At 68.1% G+C, this 21,042-nt stretch carries 19 protein-coding genes; 10 read left to right on the top strand and 9 right to left on the bottom strand.

The window, feature by feature from the left end:
• The first annotated feature begins 24 nt into the window (after positions 1–24).
• Positions 25–414 (top strand): DUF6894 family protein, encoded by a 390-nt coding sequence (locus tag MKK63_RS30650; RefSeq protein WP_244008224.1) that lies wholly within the window; start codon positions 25–27, stop codon positions 412–414.
• A gap of 369 nt (positions 415–783) precedes the next feature.
• On the opposite strand, the gene MKK63_RS30645 is transcribed toward MKK63_RS30650, so the two are convergent.
• Positions 784–1,221, bottom strand: coding sequence for a DUF488 family protein (locus MKK63_RS30645; protein ID WP_244008223.1), 438 nt, complete (start codon positions 1,219–1,221; stop codon positions 784–786).
• Between the two features lie 202 nt (positions 1,222–1,423).
• Between MKK63_RS30645 and MKK63_RS30640 the strand changes: the two genes are divergently transcribed.
• Positions 1,424–2,308, top strand: a complete 885-nt coding sequence (locus tag MKK63_RS30640; protein ID WP_244008222.1) for a glycoside hydrolase family 25 protein — start codon at positions 1,424–1,426, stop codon at positions 2,306–2,308.
• A 133-nt stretch (positions 2,309–2,441) separates the two neighbouring features.
• On the top strand, positions 2,442–3,200 hold the full coding sequence (locus tag MKK63_RS30635; RefSeq protein WP_244008221.1) for a Crp/Fnr family transcriptional regulator: 759 nt from the start codon (positions 2,442–2,444) through the stop codon (positions 3,198–3,200).
• A 105-nt stretch (positions 3,201–3,305) separates the two neighbouring features.
• Here the strand turns inward: MKK63_RS30635 and MKK63_RS30630 are convergent, their stop codons facing one another.
• Positions 3,306–3,689 carry a VOC family protein gene (locus tag MKK63_RS30630; RefSeq protein WP_244008220.1) on the bottom strand — a complete coding sequence of 128 codons (384 nt, stop codon included), beginning with the start codon at positions 3,687–3,689 and terminating at the stop codon, positions 3,306–3,308.
• Between the two features lie 218 nt (positions 3,690–3,907).
• On the opposite strand from MKK63_RS30630, the gene MKK63_RS30625 reads away from it, so the two are divergent.
• The gene (locus MKK63_RS30625; protein ID WP_244008219.1) at positions 3,908–4,834 is read left to right on the top strand and encodes a DnaJ C-terminal domain-containing protein; all 927 of its coding nucleotides are present in this window, start codon (positions 3,908–3,910) and stop codon (positions 4,832–4,834) included.
• 85 nt (positions 4,835–4,919) lie between these two features.
• Positions 4,920–5,744, top strand: a complete 825-nt coding sequence (fabI, locus tag MKK63_RS30620) for an enoyl-ACP reductase FabI (protein ID WP_244008218.1) — start codon at positions 4,920–4,922, stop codon at positions 5,742–5,744.
• A 29-nt stretch (positions 5,745–5,773) separates the two neighbouring features.
• Here fabI and MKK63_RS30615 read toward each other — a convergent pair whose 3' ends face one another.
• On the bottom strand, positions 5,774–6,931 hold the full coding sequence (locus MKK63_RS30615) for an AAA family ATPase (RefSeq protein ID WP_244008217.1): 1,158 nt from the start codon (positions 6,929–6,931) through the stop codon (positions 5,774–5,776).
• A gap of 15 nt (positions 6,932–6,946) precedes the next feature.
• Positions 6,947–7,921: a polyphosphate kinase 2 family protein gene (locus tag MKK63_RS30610; RefSeq protein ID WP_244008216.1), complete on the bottom strand. Its 975-nt coding sequence runs from the start codon at positions 7,919–7,921 to the stop codon at positions 6,947–6,949.
• 97 nt (positions 7,922–8,018) lie between these two features.
• Between MKK63_RS30610 and MKK63_RS30605 the strand changes: the two genes are divergently transcribed.
• From MKK63_RS30605 to MKK63_RS30595, 3 genes are all read left to right on the top strand, one after another.
• Entirely contained in the window at positions 8,019–8,606 is a 588-nt protein-coding gene (locus MKK63_RS30605; protein WP_244008215.1) for a histidine phosphatase family protein, read from the top strand.
• Positions 8,607–8,717: 111 nt separating this feature from the next.
• Complete coding sequence (locus tag MKK63_RS30600) at positions 8,718–12,782, top strand: Pls/PosA family non-ribosomal peptide synthetase (RefSeq protein ID WP_244008214.1); 4,065 nt, start codon at positions 8,718–8,720, stop codon at positions 12,780–12,782.
• Between the two features lie 337 nt (positions 12,783–13,119).
• On the top strand, positions 13,120–14,277 hold the full coding sequence (locus MKK63_RS30595) for a sensor domain-containing diguanylate cyclase (protein ID WP_244008213.1): 1,158 nt from the start codon (positions 13,120–13,122) through the stop codon (positions 14,275–14,277).
• A gap of 226 nt (positions 14,278–14,503) precedes the next feature.
• Here the strand turns inward: MKK63_RS30595 and MKK63_RS30590 are convergent, their stop codons facing one another.
• Both MKK63_RS30590 and MKK63_RS30585 read right to left on the bottom strand, forming a co-directional pair.
• The gene (locus MKK63_RS30590) at positions 14,504–15,979 is read right to left on the bottom strand and encodes a methyl-accepting chemotaxis protein (protein ID WP_244008212.1); all 1,476 of its coding nucleotides are present in this window, start codon (positions 15,977–15,979) and stop codon (positions 14,504–14,506) included.
• Between the two features lie 168 nt (positions 15,980–16,147).
• A complete protein-coding gene (locus MKK63_RS30585) occupies positions 16,148–16,369 on the bottom strand; it encodes a hypothetical protein (protein WP_244008211.1) in 222 nt (73 codons plus the stop codon).
• Positions 16,370–17,026: 657 nt separating this feature from the next.
• Between MKK63_RS30585 and MKK63_RS30580 the strand changes: the two genes are divergently transcribed.
• Complete coding sequence (locus MKK63_RS30580) at positions 17,027–17,233, top strand: SlyX family protein (RefSeq protein WP_244008210.1); 207 nt, start codon at positions 17,027–17,029, stop codon at positions 17,231–17,233.
• An 8-nt stretch (positions 17,234–17,241) separates the two neighbouring features.
• Here MKK63_RS30580 and MKK63_RS30575 read toward each other — a convergent pair whose 3' ends face one another.
• Positions 17,242–18,675, bottom strand: coding sequence for an NAD-dependent succinate-semialdehyde dehydrogenase (locus tag MKK63_RS30575; RefSeq protein WP_244008209.1), 1,434 nt, complete (start codon positions 18,673–18,675; stop codon positions 17,242–17,244).
• Positions 18,676–18,776: 101 nt separating this feature from the next.
• Positions 18,777–19,562 (bottom strand): class II glutamine amidotransferase, encoded by a 786-nt coding sequence (locus tag MKK63_RS30570; protein ID WP_244008208.1) that lies wholly within the window; start codon positions 19,560–19,562, stop codon positions 18,777–18,779.
• Between the two features lie 320 nt (positions 19,563–19,882).
• Between MKK63_RS30570 and MKK63_RS30565 the strand changes: the two genes are divergently transcribed.
• Positions 19,883–20,275, top strand: a complete 393-nt coding sequence (locus tag MKK63_RS30565) for a response regulator (RefSeq protein ID WP_244008207.1) — start codon at positions 19,883–19,885, stop codon at positions 20,273–20,275.
• A gap of 303 nt (positions 20,276–20,578) precedes the next feature.
• On the opposite strand, the gene rpsU is transcribed toward MKK63_RS30565, so the two are convergent.
• The gene (rpsU, locus tag MKK63_RS30560; RefSeq protein ID WP_244008206.1) at positions 20,579–20,914 is read right to left on the bottom strand and encodes a 30S ribosomal protein S21; all 336 of its coding nucleotides are present in this window, start codon (positions 20,912–20,914) and stop codon (positions 20,579–20,581) included.
• Positions 20,915–21,042: the final 128 nt, after the last annotated feature.

Below are 21,042 nucleotides of genomic sequence, written 5' to 3'. Positions count from 1 at the left end.
ATTCGGTCCTCACCGGGAGCCCCCATGATCCACGCTCATTTCACGATCCGTTTCGGGCAATCCTCGCTACCGGCGTCGGCCGTGCAATGGGTCGCCGACGCGGAGGCCGCCCGGGCCGCTGCCCGCACCGTCGTGCAGGGCCTGATGCGCCAGCACGGCGGCGATTCCCGGCTGCTTGCAGCCACTATGGTGATCACTGACGCGGCCGGTTCGACGCTCTTGGAGATCCCGTTCTTCGACGCGCTGTACATGCCGGTCGAGCCGGTGGCCGATCCGGATCGGCGCACGCGGCGCATCGCGCCGCCATCGCGCCTCGGCGCGGCCCTGCGCCCGCTCCGAAGGCTCGCCGGCGCGATCGGCGCACGCCTTCAGCCGCCGCACGGGCCTTCGGTGGATTCGCGCTTCTCGGCGTAAGACCGAAAAGCGGCCGAGCAATTTACTCCAGCGCGAGGACCCACTTTTAATTATCCGGGTCGGAGATCGCCGCTCGTGACGGAGCGTATCGGCCCTCTCTCGCACGGGCGACCGGTTGTCTAAATCGGTCTTGGATAGGGCAGACGGGCGGCCGCGCATTTCCCTCCCCCGCAAAGGGGGGAGGTAGGGCGCGTGTCACAGCCAGACGGTGATTTGTGAATATCGTAGTCGTCATGGGCGAGGGGACTCGCGTCCGTCGATTTGGCGGTGACGTACGCTAAGACTTGAAACCAGTGTCGCTTGTCGCTGGCCAAGGGGGCCAGGAGAGCGCGCCTCAAAAGCCGGATTGCCGTCCCCCGGAACAACCGTTCAGAGATCCCGCACCACAAAGCCCCGCGCAGCGAGCCGCTCCGATAGGATGCGCCGGTGGCAGACGGACGGATCGCGTTCAAAGCACAGCAGGCAGAGCGGTGCCGCCTCGGCCATCGCCGACAGCTCGTCGAGGGCCGTCTGCCCGGCGGCGGTGTCGAGCACCTCCTCACAGTAGATCCGGCGCAGCAGCGCCGCATCCCCCGCCCGGGCCGCCTGCCGGCCGGATTTCGGCGTGCCGAGGCTGCGCAGGTGGGTGTAGCCCAGGCCGGCCTCCTGCAGCGATGCCGCGAGCACGCTCTTCGAGAATCCGCGCTTGCGCGAATTCGCCACCGCTCGGACATCCGCCAGCAGGCCCACCCCGGCATCGCGCAGGATGCCGCCGAGCTGCTCCGAATCCAGGCCTTCGTACCCTATGGTGAAGATTTGCTTGCTCACGGCGGTGTCACCGAACTCGCGTTGCAGAACCGGCACTTAGCCGGGCGTCATCCTGTGCAACACCCCTGGATCCCCTGCGTATGTCACGGCAATGCAACGCGTCTCGGAATTCCGCCGCAATGATCGCAAAGGTCCGTTAACTGCGCTGGGGCCATCGATTACGCCTGTCTTTGGCGCTTCTTCGGTGGCGGGCTCAACACTGATGTCGCGAATTGCTCAGCTCTCGCGCGCTTCCTTCCTCGGCGACGCGCTTGGCGTGACGGAGCGCCTCAAGGCGGCCCGCCGGCTCGCCGGCCGGTTCGCCGCGGCGGCGATTCTCGCCGGCCTGGCGGCCTGCGCGTCGAACAACGACTTCTATCCGACCAAGGGCGATGCCAAGCCCCATCCCGGTGTGGCCAAGGCCAAGCTCCATCCGATCCAGGGCATCGACATCTCCAAGTGGCAGGGCAACGTCGATTGGGCGTCCGTCCGGGCCTCCGGCACCCAGTTCGCCTTCATCAAGGCGACCGAGGGCGGCGACCACGTCGATGAGCGGTTCCGTACCAACTGGGACGGCGCGGCTCGGGCCGGCGTGCCGCGGGGCGCCTACCATTTCGTTTTCTGGTGCCGCTCGGCCAAGGAGCAGATGGACTGGTTCAAGCGAAACGTCCCGAACGATCCCACCGCCCTGCCGCCGGTGCTGGACGTCGAGTGGAACGGCCATTCCCAGACCTGCCCGAAGAAGCTGCCGCGGGCGCAGGCCCTGGCGATGGTCACCGAGATGCTGGAAGAGATGGAGCGCTATACCGGCAAACGCCCGATCATCTACACCGACATCACCTTCCACAAGGACGTGCTCGAAGGCGAGCTGCCCGACTACCCGCACTGGCTGCGCTCCACCGCGGCGGAGCCGGAGCAGCGGTTCGTCAACCGCAAATGGATGCTGTGGCAGTTCACCTCCACCGGCCGGGTTCCGGGCGTGCGGGGCGACGTCGACCGTAACGCCTTCTACGGCACACCCTCTGACTGGGCGTCGTTCCTGACGACCGATTGCGATCCGCGGGAGCACAAGCGCCTGTCGGAACAGGGACTTTGCACCGACAAGTAACGTCGCTGATTAATTGCCAATGTAGGTTAGTTCAGCATCGGGCAGCGAGGGCTATGCGTGGGAGCCCGGTCAAGACTGGGCGCACCTGAGAGGATTCTTTCGGGAGCGATTGATCTTAGATTGTCCCCGCCTGATGCCAATCGAAAGTGCCGGCCCCACGGGCAATCTGCTGCTGGATGCGCTCTCGGACCCGGATCGGGCGCTGATCGCACCGCATCTGGAGCGAACCCCCTACGCCCGCGGTGAGACGGTCTTCGAGGCCGGTGCGGCGGTCACGCACGTCATCTTCCCCTGCCGCGATACGATCCTGGCGCTGGTCGTGACCACCCGGGACGGGCGGACCGCCGAGACCGCCATCATCGGCAATGATGGGGCCGCCGGCGCGCTCGTCGGCGGGGGGCGCGTACCGGCCTTCGCCAAGGGGATGGTGCAGATCGGCGGTTCGGTGCTGCGCCTCGAAGCCGACCGGCTGGAGGAAGCGACCGGCCGATCCGCATCGGTGCACGATCTGTTCGTGCGCTATGCCGATTGCTTCGTCGCGCAGTTGCTGCAGATTGCGGCCTGCAACGCGCTCCACCCGATCGAGCAGCGCTGCCTCCGCTGGTTTCTCACGATCCAGGACAGGATCGAGGGCGACACGCTCCCGGTCACCCACGAGCTCCTGGCCGCAATGCTCGGGGTCCAGCGCACGTATCTGACCCGCATCCTGCGGGTGCTTCAGGAGCAGGGCCTGATCCGCGTCGGGCGTGGGCGGATCACGGTCCTCGACCGGGCGGCCGTCTCGGCCAGTGCCTGCGAGTGCCATGACCGCCTGCGGATCCGCTGCGAGACGGTGCTGGGGGCGGTGTACGGCTCGGAGAGCCGCGCAGCCATCGCCGCGACGGACGGCTAGAGAGGCGGCCGATCGCGCCGCAGCACGGTCCGCGCCAATCTTGTGCCGTTGGGCTCGGAAGCCGCGAAGAGCGCCCCGTTTCGTTGGGGCGCCGATGCTATCGCTTCAGGCCGTCTTGCGCTCCAGAACTTCGATCAGCGCGCCGTCCGGACCCTCCACGAAGGCGATGCGCAGGCCCGGTCCGCGCTCCGTGATCCCGGTGCGGATCGGAACGCCGCGCGCTTCGAGATCGGCCATCGCCGCGTCGAGATCGTCGACGCGCAACCCGACATGCTCGAGCCCGAGGCAGGGCGTCGGCCCGGCCGGTGCGGTCTCGGCCGGGGCCTGCTCGATGAACACGGTCAGCCCGCCGAGATCGAGGACGACCCGCTGCACCGGATCGCCGCCGACGCGCTTCACCTCCCGCGCCCCGAAGGTCTCGACATAGAAAGTCGCGGCCCGCATCGCGTCGCGGCTGCGCAGATGGATGTGGTCGCAGGCGTAGTGCATCGGGGCCTCAACTCCTCGCGATTCGGCCTCGGGACCGGCTGTCTTGCAGCCTTCGACCCGGCAGGATGGCGACGTTATGCACCTTCTGCCTCCGCGGCGAGGGGCACCGCTTGACGTCCCGCGCGAACCCGCAGACTTTCGCCGCCAGCACCGTTGCAGGTATGCAACAGCCTTCCCACATCCGGGTGGAATTCCCACACCGCACAGCCAAGAGTTCCATGCGCAATCCCTACGACGTGCTGGGCGTGGCCAAGGGGGCGAGCGAGGCCGACATCAAGAAGGCCTATCGCAAGCTCGCCAAGGACTTCCACCCCGACCGCAACAAGAACGACGTGAAGGCCAAGGACCGGTTTTCCGAGGCGAATTCGGCCTACGAGATTCTGGGCGACGCCGAGAAGCGCAAGCAGTTCGACCGCGGCGAGATCGACGCCGACGGGAAGCCGCGCGCGACCGGGTTCGAAGGGTTCGGCGGTGGACGGGGCGGTGGATTCGATTTCGAGGGCATGGCCCGCAGCCGGCAGGGCGGCATGGGCGGTGGCATGGCCGGCGGGATGGGCGAGGACATCTTCTCGCACATCTTCGGCGAGGCGTTTCGCGCGGGTGGCGCCGGCCCCGGCGGCCAGCGCGGCACGCCCAAGGGCGATGACGTCGCCGCCGAACTGGCCGTGACTCTCGAGCAGGTCGCCAGCGAGGAGAAGCTGCGCCTCTACCTGCCCACCGGGCGGGAGGTGGACGTGGTCATCCCGCGGGGGATGGTCGACGGCCAGACCATCCGGCTGCGCGGCCTGGGCCAGAGCGCGGGACCGCGCGGCGAGCCGGGCGATGCGCTGCTGACCATCCGGATCCGACCGCATCCGCGCTTCACCGTGGACGGATCGGACCTGCGCACCACCGTGGACGTGGCTCTGGAGGATGCCGTACTCGGCGGCACGATTCGCGTGCCGACGCTGACCGGCGCCGTCGAGATGCGGATCCCGTCGATGACGAGTTCGGGCCGAACCTTCCGCCTGCGCGGCAAGGGCCTGCCGCGCAAGGACGGGAGCGCCGGCGACCTGTTCGCCACCACGGCCATCGTCCTGCCCGAGGGCGAGGATGCGGCTTTGATGGAATTCGCCCGGTCACGGCGCGGCGCGAAGCCCGCATGAGGCGGGCCGGACTTCCGTCGCCGGGCGGCCTCCGCTAAGGAGGCCCCCCGGCTCCGTGAGGGGCCGCGCGGCTTCGGGATCGATCATGGCGGAACACGGGCAGGGCCTTCTGGCGGGCAAGCGGGGCATCGTCCTGGGTGTCGCCAACAACCGCTCGATCGCCTGGGGCATTGCCCGCAGTGCCCGCGCTCACGGGGCGGAACTGGCCTTCACCTATCAGGGCGACGCCCTGCGCAAGCGCGTCGAGCCCCTGGCCAAGGAACTCGACGCCCACGTCATCGGCCATTGCGACGTGACCGACTCGTCGACGATCGACGCCGTGTTCGAGGAAGCCGCACGGGTCTTTCCCGAGGGCATCGATTTCGTGGTCCACTGCATCGCTTTTTCCGACAAGGACGAGTTGACCGGCCGCTACATCGAGACCTCGGAGGACAACTTCACCAAGTCGCTCCTCGTCTCTTGCTACTCGTTCACGGCCGTGGCCCAGCGTGCCGAGAAGATCATGCGGTCGGGCGGCTCGCTCGTGACGCTGACCTATTATGGCGCCGAGAAGTGGATGCCGCACTACAACGTGATGGGCGTCGCCAAGGCGGCTTTGGAAGCCTCGGTGCGTTACCTCGCGGCCGATCTCGGACCGAAGAACATCCGCGTCAACGCGATCTCGGCCGGCCCGATCAAGACGCTGGCCGCCTCGGGAATCGGCGATTTCCGCTATATTCTGAAGTGGAACGAGTACAATTCGCCCCTGCGGCGGACCGTGACCATCGGTGAGGTCGGTGAGACGGCAGCCTACCTGGTCTCCGACATGGCGGCCGGCATGACCGGCGAGATCTTGCACGTGGATGCGGGCTACCACGTCGTCGGCATGAAGAACCCGGATGCACCGGACCTGACCCTCGACAAGGATTGAGGGTCGGCGCCGGGCGGATCGCGACAGCCTCACTCTTCGTCGTCCGCCTCGGCGAACTCCCCGGACAGCTTCAACCCCGCGATCCATGTCTCGCCATCGCGTTTGATCACGGTGCGCGGCGGCGCGCCACCAAACTGCGCGACTCCCGCGGCAAGGCGCTCGGAATGCGTCACCAGCCAGATCTGCGTCCGCTCGGCCGCACGGGCGATCAGCTGGGCCAGCGGGTCCATGAGATCCGGATGAAGGCTGGTCTCCGGCTCGTTCAGCGCAATGAACGGCGGCAGGCGGTAGCTCAGCAGGGCACCGGCCAAAGCGAGGTAGCGCAGCGTCCCATCCGATAGCTCGGGTGCGGCGAAGACCCGGCCGGCGAAATCCGGGATCGTCAGGCCGAAGCTCGCCTCCCGCCCCGGTTCCGGCACGATCAGCCGCGCCCCGGGAAAGGCGCCGTCCACGGCCGCGTCGAGGTCGATCGTGTCCTGCCGGATATGGGCGAGGGTGGCGAAGACCGCCGCGAGATCCGAGCCATCGGAGGCCAGCGTCGGCGTCGTCACTGCGAGGCACGGGCGCCGAAGCGGCGACTCCGAATCGGTCCGGAAGCCATGGTGGAAGCGCCACGCCGTCATCGCCTGACGCGCGCGGGCGATCTCCGGCTGGCCGGTCGCGTCGAGCAGGCCGCCGAGCGCCGTTTCGGTGGGGAGCAGGTCCGATCCGAGGGATTGCTTGCGCCCCGCCGCGTCGCGAACGAAGCCGGTGCGGCCGTCGCGGTCGAGGATCACGGCGGCGCGACCGCCGGTTCGGAGCGTCAGGCGCCCGGCCTTGACCTGCGGCTCCCGGCGGAAGGCTGCGCCGATGATCTCCGCGCCGGCTTGCGGCACGAGGCCGATCTCCACCGCGTAGGTGAAGTCCTGCCCGGTGGTCTCGTGGCGCAGTGTCGCCGACAGGTGGATCCGCGCGGGTTCGCCCTGTCGCCGCCGGCCGGCCAAGAACGCGGAATCCATGCCGCCCTCCGCGGCGAGATCGCGAGTCAGTGTGCCCCTGGCCGCGGCCTGCAACAGTTCGAGGGCCCGATAGAGGTTGGTCTTGCCTGTGCCGTTGCCGCCGACGAAGACCGAGAGGTTCTCGATCGGAAAGCTGATCCGGCGCAGCGACCGGTAGCCCGATACCGTAACACCACGAACGACCAGCATGCCGGCCTCCCCGTTTCAGTCAGGGACCGTCACCTTCGCGATGCCCGTCGGGGCTTCCGGAAATCGCGGGTCCATTGCCTCCAGCGTATCCGCCACGGTCCGCGCGATCACGTAGTTGCGGAACCATTTGTGATCGGCCGGCACCACCAGCCACGGGGCATCCGGCGTCGAGCAGCGGGTGAGCGCATCCGCGAAGGCCTGCTGATAGGCATCCCAGGATTGGCGTTCAACCAGATCGGCCGGGTCGAACTTCCAGTGCTTCTCCGGATCGGCGATTCGGGCCTCCAACCGCTTCTTCTGCTCTGCCTTGGAGATGTGCAGGAAGAACTTGAGGATTGTCGTGCCCGACTCGGTGAGCAGGCGCTCGAAGTCGTTGATCCGGCCGTAGCGGCTCTGCCAGACCGCATCCGGCACGAGGCCCTTCACGCGCACCACCAGCACGTCCTCGTAGTGGCTGCGGTTGAACACGCCGATCATGCCGCGCGCCGGCGTCCGGGCATGGTAGCGCCACAGGAAATCGTGATCGCGTTCGTCGCTCGACGGCACCTTGAAAGAGGTCACGGCGCAGCCCTGCGGGTTCACGCCCTTCAGGACGGACCGGATCGTCCCATCCTTGCCGCCGGTGTCGATCGCCTGGAAGACCAGCAGCAGGCTTCGCGCGCGTTCGGCGTAGAGGCGTTCCTGGAGGGCGTCGATGCGTGCCCGTTCGTCCGCCAGCGCGTCCTTCGCCCAGTCCTTGTCGAGGCCGCCATCGGCGCGCGGATCCACGGCCTGGAGGTTGAAGGGCGCCCCCGGCTGAACCGTGATGATGCCGGGGGCCGCGCGGACGGAAACCGTGGGATGTCCGCTCGGCATGGCCGGCAAGCTGTCTACGACGGCGCCGGCCCCGTTGGCCGTCGCGGGTGGGGCCGATCCGTGCAGGTCGGCGCTCTCTGTCACACCGTCATCGTACCTCTGGCCGCGATGATGCTTGCCGTGCTTCTTCGACATGAGGCAGGACCTGTTTCCGGGTGTTGCCGACCGTCGGCGAAAACGGGTTGGCGCTCCGAGCCGTTCCGAGTGCCGGTGCAGGACGGGATTGAGACGGTTGGGCAGCATCTACTTCATCCGCCACGGCCAGACCGACTGGAACGCCGAGGGGCGCCTCCAGGGCGGCCGCGACATCGATTTGAACGCGCATGGGGAGAGCCAGGCCGCCGCCGTCGCGGAGCGCCTCGCCGCCGCGGCGGGTTCGGGGCTGGCCGAGGCGGACTTCGTGGCGAGCCCGCTCAAGCGGACCCGGCGGACCATGGAAATCCTGCGGACGCAACTCGGCCTGCCGCCGGACGCCTACCGGACTGATCCGCGGCTGCGCGAGATCAGCTTCGGGAGCTGGGAGGGATCGACCTGGGCGGAGATCCGGCGCCGGGATCCGGCCGGCGCCGCGGGCCGCGATCGGGACCGCTGGCACCACCGCCCGCCCGGAATCGGCGGCGAGAGCTATGCCGCCCTGGTCGAACGGGTCGGGCCGCTGCTCGCGGGTCTGGAACGGGACACGGTCATCGTCGCCCATGGCGGTGTTGCACGGGCGGCGCTCGTTTCGCTCGGGCATCTCGACATCTACACCGCGCCCCGTCTCGGCATCCGCCAGGGCGAAGTGCTGATTCTGGAGCGCGACGGCTGGCGCTGGGCTTGATCACGTGCGCGGGCGCAGTGCAAAGCCGCCTCGATAACGGCATGATCGGTGGGCTATAGGGCGGCTGCCACGGGAGGCGGCGGCCTCAGCGGCCGGCCAGCGGAGCAGCGGATGAGTGACGTCGCCGAGAAGACCCGGCCCGGCCCGGCTGCCGGGGACGGCGGACGTCACGGCGCGGCCGTCCTGCGGGGCGCGCAAAGGCCCGACCTGATCCGCGACGAGGTGCTGGCCGAGATCTTCCTGGACTCGGCCCGATCCCGGCCCGACCATCCCTGCCTCGTCGACGGGGCGAACGTGGCGGCGGGCGGCGTCCATCCGCACCTGACCTATGCCGAGGTCGCGGCCCGCGCCGGCCGGATCGCCGCTGGGCTTCGCCATCGCGGCATCGGGCCCGGGGACGTGGTCGGCCTCTGGATGGCCCGGGGCCCCGAACTTCTGCTGGCGCAGATCGGCATCACGATGTCGGGCGCCGCGTGGCTGCCCTTCGACGCCGAGGCGCCCGCCGACCGGGTCGGCGTATGCCTGACCGATGCCGCAGCCAAGGCGCTCCTCGTCTCGCCGGCGCTGAAGCCGGCCGCGCCCGACGCCGCGCCGGCCCTGACACCGGCCGATCTCGACGGCGCCACCCCGGGCGATGCCCCGGTGCCCGATCTCCGCGCCCTCGGCCTGACGCCGGAGCACCCTGCCTATCTGATCTATACCTCCGGCTCGACCGGCGTGCCGAAGGGCATCGTCATCAGCCACGCCAACATCTGCCACTTCCTGCGCTCGGGGAACGCGCTCTACGGCATGCGCGCCGACGACGTGGTGTTCCAGGGGGCCTCGGTCGCCTTCGACCTCTCGATGGAGGAGATCTGGGTCCCGTACCTCGTCGGCGCGACGCTGTTCGTGGCGAGCCCCGCCATGATGGGTGACGTGGAATCCCTGCCCGGCATCCTGGAGGCCGAGCGCATCACGGTGCTCGATACCGTGCCGACCCTGCTGGCGATGATCTCCGGCGACCTGCCGACCGTGCGCCTCGTCCTGCTGGGCGGCGAGGCCCTGCCGGAGCCCTTGGTCACGCGATGGGCCACGGGCGCGCGCCAGTTGTTCAACACCTACGGGCCGACCGAGGCGACCGTGGTGGCCACCGCCGCCGAGATGCGGCCCGGTGAGCCGGTCACCATCGGCGGGCCGATCCCGAATTATTCGGTGTATGTGGCGGGCGAGGATCTGAGCCTGCTGGGACGCGACCAGCAGGGGGAATTGCTGATCGGCGGTCCCGGCGTCGCCCGGGGCTACCTCGCGCGGCCCGAGCTGACGGCGGACAAGTTCATCGCCAACCCCTTCGCATCGGATGGGACCGATCCGGTGCTCTACCGCTCGGGCGATGCGGTTTCCCTCGATGCCGCTGGGCGGATCGTGTTCCACGGCCGCATCGACGATCAGGTGAAGATCCGCGGTTTTCGCGTGGAACTCGGGGAGATCGAGGCGCGGATCCGCAGTGTGCCCGATATCAACCAGGCCGCCGTGGTGCTTCGGCAGGATGACGGCGTCGATCGGCTCGTCGCCTTCCTGATCCCCGAGCGCGGACAGACCATCGACACCGCCGCCCTGCGCAAGACGCTGGCCGGCCAGATGCCGCCCTACATGGTCCCGGGCCATTTCGAGGTGACCGAGACGCTGCCGCGCCTCACCTCCGGCAAGGTCGACCGCAAGGCCCTGAAGATCGCCCCGCTCACCGTGGTGGCGGCCGATGGCGAGCAGGAGCCTCCGGCCAACGAGACCGAGGCCGCCCTTGTCGCCGCCGCCAAGCAGATCTTCGGCAACCAGCCGATCGCGCTGGAGGGGGACTTCTTCGCCGATCTCGGCGGCCATTCGCTGCTCGCGGCCCGCTTCGTCTCGGCGGTGCGCGAGAACCCGCCGCTTGCCGGCATCACCCTGCCGGACGTGTATTCCCTGCGCACGATGCGGGCGATGGCCGATGCGCTGATCGCCCGCACCGGCGGCATGGGTGCCGCGGCCGCGATCCGCGACCTCAGCTTCGAACCGCCGCCGCTGCTGCGCCGGGCGCTGTGCGGCCTCGCACAGCTGGTCGCGCTCCCCATCGTGATTGCGCTCTTCACCGCGCAGTGGCTCGGCATGTTCGTGACCTACCTGCTGCTCACCGGCGGGGGCTTGAGCTTCTTCGCCGAGCTCGGGGTCTTGCTCCTCGTCTACGTGGCGATCAACGGCGTGACTGCCGTGATCGCTGTGGCCGGCAAGTGGTTGATCCTGGGCCGGACCAAACCCGGCCGCTATCCGCTCTGGGGGGCGTATTACTTCCGCTGGTGGCTGGCGCAGCGGCTGGCGGCCCTCGTCCACGTGAAGTGGCTCCAGGGCTCACCGGCCATCGCAATCTATCTGCGCCTGATGGGCGCGAAGATCGGCCGCGATACCCTGATCTCCGACATCGAGGTCGGTGCCCCGGACCTCCTGAGCATCGGCGACGGCGCGTCGCTGGGTGGGCGCCTCGTCATCGCCAATGCCGAGATCGCCGGCAACGAACTGGTCATCGGCCCGGTGGCGATCGGCGCCGACGCGGCGGTGGGCACCTCCTGCGTGATCAGCCACGACACGGTGATCGGCCCGCAAGCCGAGATCGCCGACCTCACCACGATCCCGACCGGCTCGCGGGTCGGGGCCGCGGAAATCTGGGACGGGTCCCCCGGGCGCAAGGTCGGGTTGGCCGATTCGACCGCGCTGCCCGCGCCCGCGGAGGCCTCCTGGCGACGCCGGGCCGGCTTCATGGCCGCCTACACGCTGCTGCTCGCCGTGATCCCCGCGGTCGGCCTGCTGCCGATCTTCCCGGCCTTCTTCATCTTCGACCAGATCTCGGACTCGCTGTCCGACATCACCGACGTCGATTATCACTGGTACCTGCCGATCCTCACGTGGCCGACCGCCATGCTGATGACCGCCGGCACGGTGATGCTGATCGCCGGTATCCGCTGGGTCCTGCTGCCCCGGACGAGTTCCGGTACCTACTCGGTCCACTCGCTGTTCTATCTGCGGAAATGGTCGCTGGCGCTCGCCGTCGAGGTGACGCTGGAGACGCTCTCGTCGCTGTTCGCCACGGTCTACATGCGCGCGTGGTACCGGCTGATGGGCGCACGGATGGGCCATGGCGCCGAGATCTCCACGAATCTGGGCGGCCGTTACGACCTCGCCGATATCGGGGCGAAGAACTTCGTGGCCGACGAGGTTGTGTACGGCGAGGAGGAGATCCGGCGCGGCTGGATGCACCTCGAGCCGACCCGCACAGGGGCCCGGGTCTTCGTCGGCAACGACGCCGTGGTGCCGCCGGGCGCCATCATCCCCGACGACGTGCTGATCGGCATCAAGTCGAAGCCGCCGGCCAACGACGCCATGAGCCCGGGTGAGACGTGGTTCGGCTCGCCGCCGATCCGGCTGCCGGCCCGCCAGGTGGTCGATCTCGGATCCAACGCCCAGACCTACGAGCCGGGGCTGTGGCCGAAGGTCCGGCGCGGCGTGTTCGAGGCGTTCGCAACCTCGTTCTCGCCGATGCTCTACATCACTCTCGCGATCACGGTGATCGACTGGTACTTTTACCCGGCGATCCTCGACAAGGATTGGTGGGGGCTCGCGATCAGCTTCGTCACGGCGAGCGTCGCCATCGCGCTGATCCAGTCCTCGGCCGTCATCGCGATGAAGTGGCTGCTGATGGGCGTCTACAAGCCCGGCATGCAGCCGATGTGGTCCTGGTGGGCCATGCGCACCGAGGCCATCGCGGTGGCCTATTGGGGGCTGGCCGGCAAAGTGCTGCTGGAGCATCTCCAGGGCACGCCGTTCCTGCCCTGGGTTCTGCGCCTGTTCGGCGTGAAGGTCGGCCAAGGTGTGTGCATGCTGACCACCGACATCACCGAATTCGACTGCGTGACGATCGGCGACTACGCCACGATCAACCGGGTCTCGGCGCTCCAGACGCACCTCTACGAGGACCGGATCATGAAGATCGGCCGGGTGGTCGTGGGCAAGGGCGTCTCGGTCGGCGCCTTCTCGACCGTGCTGTACGACACCAAGGTCGGCGACTACGCGCGGCTGCGCCCGCTCACGATCGTGATGAAGGGCGAGTCGATCCCGGGCAACACCGAGTGGGAAGGCGCCCCCGCGGTCCCGGTGATCCACGCCGCCTGAACGCGCAGACGGACCCGATCCTGATGCGGTCGGGTCCGGCACCCTGCCGGGCCGGCAGACGCGCCTGCGCCGAACCCGCGTTCACACCCGAGCAGCACGCAGGCCACGGAGCGCCGACTTCGTCACACTTCGGCAGCAGCCAGGTTCGACACCCGCGTCTTCGATCAATAGAGAATCATTCTATTGCCTTGGTCCGGCGAAATTTGGCTCCGATATAGCGCTTTGAAGTAGATTGATCGCCAACGATAGCTGTATAGTCTGATTCGTTGGCGCGTGTGTTCAGTCACGCCCGGTCGGCACGATGTGCCGCGTCCAGGCAGGAGATCGATGGTCGGTCGTGCACCTTGATCCCGCCACCCTGCTGATCGTCAGTGCGGCGATCGCCTTGTTGGTGGGAGCGCTGTTCCTGACCTCGTGGCGACAGGCGCCCGAAGAGCGGTCGCTCGCCTTCTGGGGCGCGGCGCATCTCGTCGGAGCGGCCGGCAGCGCCGGGCTCGCACTGAGGGGCCAGATCCCGGATCTGCTGTCGATCGGATTGGCCAATGCCGTCGTGCTGGCCGCCTACGGTCTGATCTGGTGCGGTGTCCGCGCGTTCGAGAAGCGTCGACCGAGCCTGGGGTTCGCCCTGGCGGGCGCGCTCGTCTGGTGCGCGCTATGTCTCGTCCCGGCTTTCTATGCCTCGATCGCGCTGCGTATCGTCTACGCCTCCGCGGTCGCCACCCTCTATTGCGGTGCCGCCGCCGTGGAGCTCTGGCGCGGCCGCTCGGAGCAGTTGGCTTCCCGGTACGCAGCCGGCGCCGTCCTGGCCCTGCACGGGGCCTTCTACGTCGTGCGGATTCCCGCGACGCTGCTCGCGCCGCCGCTGATCGGGCCGAATCCGCTGGCTTCGCCCTGGGTGGCGATCCTGTGCTTCATGACCATGCTGTTCTCGATCGCCTCGGCCTTCACCGTCATGGCGCTCGTGAAGGAGCGGGCGGAGCGGGAACAGCGCATCGCTGCCTCCACCGACGCGCTCACCGGCGTGCGCAACCGCCGCGCCTTCGTGCAGGGCGCCGAGGCCGCGCTCGGCGCGGACGAAGACGGGGCGCTCCTCCTGTTCGATCTCGACCGGTTCAAGGCCGTCAACGACGTCCACGGCCACGCGGTCGGAGATGCGGTCCTGGTGGCGTTCTGCGCCATGGCCGGGACCCTGCTGCCGCGGGATGCGCTGCTGGGGCGGCTGGGTGGCGAGGAGTTCGTCTGCTTCCTGCCAGAGGCTTCGGCCGCGGAGGCCCTGGCCCGGGCCGAGGAACTGCGCCGGGCCTTTGCGGGTCTTCGCGTGCCCGAGCTTCCGGACCTGCGTGTCAGCGTCAGCATCGGCATTGCCCAGACCCGGGACGGGATCGGGTTCGACGCGCTGATGCGGCGGGCGGATGCCGCGCTCTATACCGCCAAGAATGGCGGCCGGGATCGAGTGGCCGTGGCCGTCGAGGGCGCCGCTGCCCAGGCCGCCTAGTGCATCGATCCAGACGGAGGCGTCAGCCAAGTCTGGAAAAATTGATGCAAAACCAAAGACCTAGTGCTCACTCGCATGAACGAAGTCAATGCGTCAGAGCACTAGGGCCATGCCCGATCGCGTGGCAATCGGGCATGGCTCTGGGTCACTATTTTGTCGCGCACTTTTACGCCGAACCGGTATCCACCTCGCCGGAGCACGCTCCAGGCCCGACGCGACCGTCCGCTCAGGCCAGCGCGCGGGCTGCCTCGGAGACCTGACGCACCGAGCGGTCCACCTGGGCGGCCGAGGTCGCGATGTCGGCCATGGCGGCGCGTGCCATATCGACGCTGTGCGCAGCCGACTGCATGTTCTCCGTCAGGTCGCGGGTCACCGCCGCCTGCTCGGTCACGGCGGACGAGACGCTGAGCGTGATCGCGCTCAACTGTTCGATGGTCATGCCGATCCCGTCGATGGCCGACACCGCCTTGGCGGTCTCCGTTTGGACGGCCGCGATCTGGCTGCCGATTTCGCCGGTCGCCCGGGCGGTCTGCTCGGCGAGCGCCTTCACCTCCGCGGCCACGACCGCGAAGCCCTTGCCGGCGGCGCCCGCGCGGGCGGCCTCGATCGTGGCGTTGAGGGCCAGGAGGTTCGTCTGGTCGGCGATCGAGCGGATCAGGTTCACGGCGGCGCCGATCCGGTCGGCGGCGCCGGTCAGCCCGACCACGATCGCCCCCGCCTCCTCGGCACGAATCACAACTTGGTCGACCGAGGTTTTCGCCCCGAGGGCATGGCGGCTGAGCTCCTCGATGGAGGCGGAGAACTCTTCCGAGCCGGCTGCGACCGCCTGGACGTTGCGGGCGGTCTGGTTCGAAGCCTCGGCGGTTTCGTCGGCCTGCCGAACGACGCGGCTCATCGAATCCCGGATCGCCGCGATATCCCCGTCGATGCCGCGCTGGCTTTCGGCCCGGCGATGCCGGTCCTCGACCTGCTGGGTCACGTCGGTGGCGAACTTGACCACCGCGCAGGGCTTGCCCTCCGCGTCGAGGATCGGGTTGTAGGCGCCGAAGATCCAGACGGTCCGACCCTCTTTACCGATCCGGCGGAACTCGCCCGCTTGATACTGTCCCGCCGCCAGCGCGGCCCAGAACGCCTGATATTCCGGGCTCGCCGCGTCGGCGGAGGGCATGAACATCCGGTGATGACAGCCACGGACCTCGTCGAGGGTGTAGCCCATGGTGGCGAGGAAGTTCGCGTTGGCGTCCGTGATGGTCCCGTCGAGGGCGAAATGGATGACCGCCTGCGAGCGATTGATCGCTGCGATCTGGCCCGCGTCCATGGCGTTGCGCGCCCGCTCCGCCGTGACGTCCGTGACGATCTTCACGATTTTGACGGCTTTCCCGTTGCGGTCGAGGACCGGGGTATAGGCCCCCTTGATCCAGACGATGCGGCCGTCCTTGGTCAGACGGGCGAACTCACGGACCTCGGGCTGGCCGGCCCGCAGGCGATCCCAGAACGCGGCGTAACCCGGTCCCGTGCGCTCGGCTTCGGGCACGAACAGGCTGTGATGGCGTCCACGGACCTCCGCGAGGGTGTAGCCGACGAGATCGAGGAAGATCGCGTTGGCATCCGTGACGTGGCCGGCCGGATCGAACTCGACCCGCCCCATTGTCCGGTCGAGCGCAGCCAACGGCACTTCCGAACGCAACCCGAACAATGCCATCGTCAGCCCCGAACCCACATAATCGATCTGCCTAATTATTCACTCCAAGACAGTTTAAAATGTTATAATTTACCCGAACACGGATCCGGCAGGCCGGTAATGTCCGATGGTAGACGGAGTGTCTACCGATCGGGCTCGGCCAAGTCGGATTTTGGGTCAGCAGCGCGTTCAACCTCTTTCATCAAATGAGGGTATGTAGGCCGACGGATATTTTTTAATCGGTCCAGTCGCGGCTGTCGTTATGCGCCAGTCCATTGCTTCGATATCCGGATATTTCAGACGCAATATCGTTAAGATGCTTGAGCGAGCTGACCGACAAGCCTCATCCCGGCGCTGACGACGGAATAAATACAGCGCGTCTTCTCCCTTCGCAGAAGCTTGCAGATTCATCGTTTTGCTCCGAAGCTCAAAGCTATCGGAAGACAGCGCTATTCCCTCCCCCTTGCGGGGAGGGGTCAGGGGTGGGGGTGGTGCAGGATTGAGCGCAGGGGTGCCTTCTGAACCACCCCCACCTCCGGCTCCTCAAAAGGGGGAGGAGAGAGCGTCGGCGCAATTGTGGGTATGCTTTAACCCGCAGAGGAGGGAGGGCGTGTAGCAACTCGGGATTGCCACACCTTTCTGAACGTGGATCCCAAAGCCGCTCGGCACGCCGGGAGAGCGAGATCCGTGCTTAAGTCCGGGATGTGCGTCCATCGAAGGCCGCAAGGGGGATGAGCGCACGTCTTCCCACTTGATAGGCGAAGGACGCCGGCTGCTCGAGAGGATACGCGGGGCGACTCGGCCGCCGTTTTCCCAACGCCTGACTGTATGGATGCGTGGACGGCCTCAGGGCGTTGACGGGTTCAGCGTGAAAGCGGATCGATGCGTTTGGGTCGGACAGGCGCGCGGAACCCTGCCAGTCCAGAGGCACGCCGCGCGCGCCTGATTTGCAATCCGGGATCGTGATGCGCTGCCGCCCGATCGTTCGGCTCTTCCGGCGGGCCGAACGCGAGGTGCGCAAATACGATCCGCGCCGCCGGCCCGATGCCGGGCCGAAGGAGATCAGGGATGGACGAGCCGAGCCGGATGGACCGCCTCGAAATGCGCCTCACCGAACAGGAGGCGACGATCGAGGATCTGAATCGCACCGTCACCGAACAGTGGCGCATGATCGATCGCCTGTCCCGCCTGATCGCGGGTCTGCGCGAGCAGGTCGAAGAGGCGGCGGCCCGGGCATCCCCACGCGGTCCCGAGCCGCCGCCCCCACATTATTGAGCAGCCGGTCAGAAATTCGCCTGGGTGACGAACTTGATCACGAGGTAGGCGTCGAGCGCTTCCGGGCCGCCCTCGCTGCCGTAGCCGGAGTCTTTGACCCCGCCGAACGGCGTCTCCGGCAAGGCGAGGCCATGGTGGTTGATCGAGATCATTCCGCTCTCGACCCGATTCGACACCCGGGCCGTCCGCTCGGCCGAGCGGGTATAGGCGTAGGCCGCAAGACCGTAGGGTAGGCGGTTCGCCTCGGTCAGGGCCTCCTCGTCGTCCGAGAACCGGTTGATGATGGCGAGCGGGCCGAACGGCTCCTCGTTCATGATCCGGGTGGTGAGCGGGACCTCGGTGAGAACGGTCGGCTCGAAGAAGTTGCCCCGGTTGCCGATCCGCTTGCCGCCGGCGCGCAGCGTGCCGCCGCCCGACTCGGCGTCCGCCGTCAGCGCCGTGACATCGTCGAGGCGCCGCTCGTGGATCAGGGGGCCCATCTTGGTCTCGGGATCAAGCCCGTCGCCGACCTTCAGGGTCTTGGCGAAGGTCGTGAAGCCCTCCACGAAGCGGTCGAACACGGAATCATGCACGAGGAAACGGGTCGGCGAGACACAGACCTGTCCGGCATTCCGGAACTTGGCCGGGGCGAGGATCGAGACCGCCTTGTCCACGTCGGCATCGCCGAACACGATCGCCGGCGCGTGGCCGCCAAGCTCCATGGTGGCCCGCTTCATGTGCGCGCCCGCCAACGCCGCGAGCTTCTTGCCCACCACCGTGGAGCCGGTGAACGAGATCTTTCGGATCACCGGATGCGCGATCAGGTAGGACGAGATCGCGGCCGGGTCACCATAGACCAGCGCGAGCGCGTCCCCGGGGATGCCCGCATCCAGGAAGGCGCGCACCAGGGCGGCGCAGCTCGCCGGCGTATCCTCGGGCCCCTTCAGGATCACCGTGCAGCCGGTGGTGAGCGCCGCCGAGATCTTGCGAACCGCCTGATTGATCGGGAAATTCCACGGCGTGAAGCAAGCCACCGGGCCGACCGGCTCGCGGATCACGGCCTGGAGCACCCCGTCGGCGCGGCCGGGGATGACGCGGCCGTAGGCGCGCTTTCCCTCTTCAGCGAACCAGTCGATGATGTCGGCCGCCGCGAGCGTCTCAATCCGCGATTCGGCCAGCGGCTTGCCCTGTTCCAGGGTCATGGTCCGGGCGATGTCGTCGACCCGGGCACGCAGCAGGTCGGCGGCCTTGCGCATTACCTTGGCGCGCTCGAAGGGCGCCACCTTCCGCCAAACAGGGAAGGCGCGGGCGGCCGCCGCCACGGCCTCATCGAGATCCGCCGTGCCGGCGACCGCGCATCGACCGATCGTCTCGCCCGTGGCGGGGTTCAGGACCGCTAGGGTCTCCCCTTCGACACCCGCGCGCCAGCGTCCGGCGATGTGAAGCTCGGTATCCGGATACATCGATCAAATCCCGCATGGCCGCAGCATCGGCCGCAGGCGGATTGTGGCCATTCGGCGCGCCCGGGCAATGCCCGCAGCGGCATGGCTGGGCCGGTTGTCACTCAGGCCGCAGCGCGCGCCAGCCCGGGAGCCTCCACAAGCGTTGCGGTGCCGTGGCGGGCGCGCAGCGTCGCGCCCTTCGGCACCACCTGCCAGCCCTCGCGGCAGCCGTCGATCGGCTCGGACACCACCACGATCCCACCCGGCCCCTCGCGGTAGTACAGGCTCGGCGGCCGGCCGTCGCAGGCCCAGCGATAGGCGGTCAGGGTCTCGCCGTCGGTGAGCAGTGCCGTGAAACGGACGGGCTCGCAGATTGCAGCCTCGTCCATCAATCCGCGGATGATCTTCAGGGTTCGAGCCATCGCACCCACGGCGTCCTGCTCGAGCCCGTTGGCGAGCGCCAGCAGGAAGATCGCCTCGGAATCGGTGCTGCCGCGGCGGTTGTCGTAGAGTGCATCGGGAATCATGGCTTCGAGCCGGCGCTTGATCCGGTGATAGCCGCCGATCTGGCCGTTATGCATGAACAGGTGCCGGCCGTGGACGAACGGATGGCAATTCGCCCGGGCGGTCGCAGTGCCGGTCGAGGCCCGGACATGGGCGAAGAAGGTCCGCGCTCGCACCTGCCCGCAGAGGTTCACCAAGTTCTCGTCCGACCACGCCGGCGAGATGTCGCGATAGACGCCGGGCTCCGGCCGCTCCGCGTACCAACCGATGCCGAACCCATCGCCGTTGGTCTCGGTTTTCCCCTCATCGGCATGCAGCGACTGGTGCACCAGCGAGTGGGTCGGCGCGCAGACGAGGTCGGAGAGGAAGACCGGCTCACCGCTATAGGCGAGGAAACGGCACATGTCGGACAACGATCCTTCAGCTCTGGCCCACGCGAGCCCGATGGAGCTTCGCCGCGGGGTGGGGACGTTCCGTCGCAGGATGTTAACAGTCGGTCCACACGGGTGAACAGTTTCTTAACCGCACAGGCGATGCGCCAAATTCGGGCGCATCGCACGAATGTGCAGCGGTCTGATCGCAGGGCGGGCATGCCGTCCCGGATGGCGCCGACTCTTGTGAGCCGGCTGTTGACAGGTCAGCATGGCCGAATCGGGGAATCAGAAGCCACATTCGAAGGCCGTGACCCCGGTGTGGGGCATCGCACCCAGCTCAGGAGACATCAATGGATCGCGCACAGCCCGAGTGTTCCAACCCGGTGGCCCTCGTCGTGGAGGACGACGCGGCGGTCCGCGACCTTGCCACCGCGGTTCTGGAAGAGACGGATCTCGGCGTGATCGCCTGCGAGAGTGCCGAGGCCGCGCTCTCGGTGCTGGAGCGCACGGACGTCACGGTGGCGCTGCTCTTCGCCGACGTGCGCCTCCCGGGCGCCATGGACGGCGTCACGCTGGCGCAGGCGGTGGGCCGCCGCTGGCCGGATGTTCGGGTGGTCGTGACCTCCGGGGCGAGCCGCGACGCGCGCCTGCCCGATCAGGCCGTCTACATGCAGAAGCCCTGGCGGGCGCTCGATGTGCTGGTCCAGGCCGAGCACGCGACGATGGCCGCCAAGGCGGCTTGAGGGGCGGGGCGCAGTCCGCCTTCTTTCCTACTTCCGCAGACTTGTGGGCTACACGGGTTCGGCACGCGGATAATGACATAGCGCCGACGCGCCCCCCTCTCCCGCGCGGGAGAGGGGACACGCGTCTCATCCTGCCGATGATTGAGCCAGCTGAGGCATGAAACCCGTGCCGGGTCTCTGCCCGCAAAGGAGGCAGGACACGTAGCTGAGCCGAACCGCCATTCCTGACGCTATCGCGCCGCCTCAAACGAAAAAACCCGGCCGCTTGCGCGGGCCGGGTTTCTCTAAACGCAGTGTCGTCGCTCAGGCGGCGGGGGCCGGGGTCACCGGAACCTGACCCGAGGCGTTGCCGCCCTGGCCCTGGGTGACCGACGGCGACGGGAAGCCGGGGCGGCGGCTGCCGGCGGGGAAACGCGGCTTCGGCTTCGGCGCGGCGATCAGGCCCTCGCGGATCGCGGTCTTGCGGGCCTGCTTGCGGGCACGGCGGACGGCCTCGGCCTTCTCGCGGGCCTTGCGCACGGAGGGCTTCTCATAAGCCTTGCGCTGCTTCATCTCGCGGAAGATGCCCTCGCGCTGCATCTTCTTCTTGAGGACGCGGAGCGCCTGATCGACGTTGTTGTCGCGAACGAGTACCTGCAACGGACTTGATCCTCTGGACCTGGATTTGGGGCTCGCGCAGCCCGCCGCCGATCTGGAAACCGACAACGTCCCTCGGCCGGGATGAACCCGGGAGGGACGGGAACGTCGGTTTCCGAATCGGCGTGGAG

It is taken from the genome of Methylobacterium sp. J-088, from assembly GCF_022829295.1.
Taxonomy (GTDB): Bacteria; Pseudomonadota; Alphaproteobacteria; order Rhizobiales; family Beijerinckiaceae; genus Methylobacterium.
This window is presented reverse-complemented; position numbering and strand designations above follow the sequence as displayed.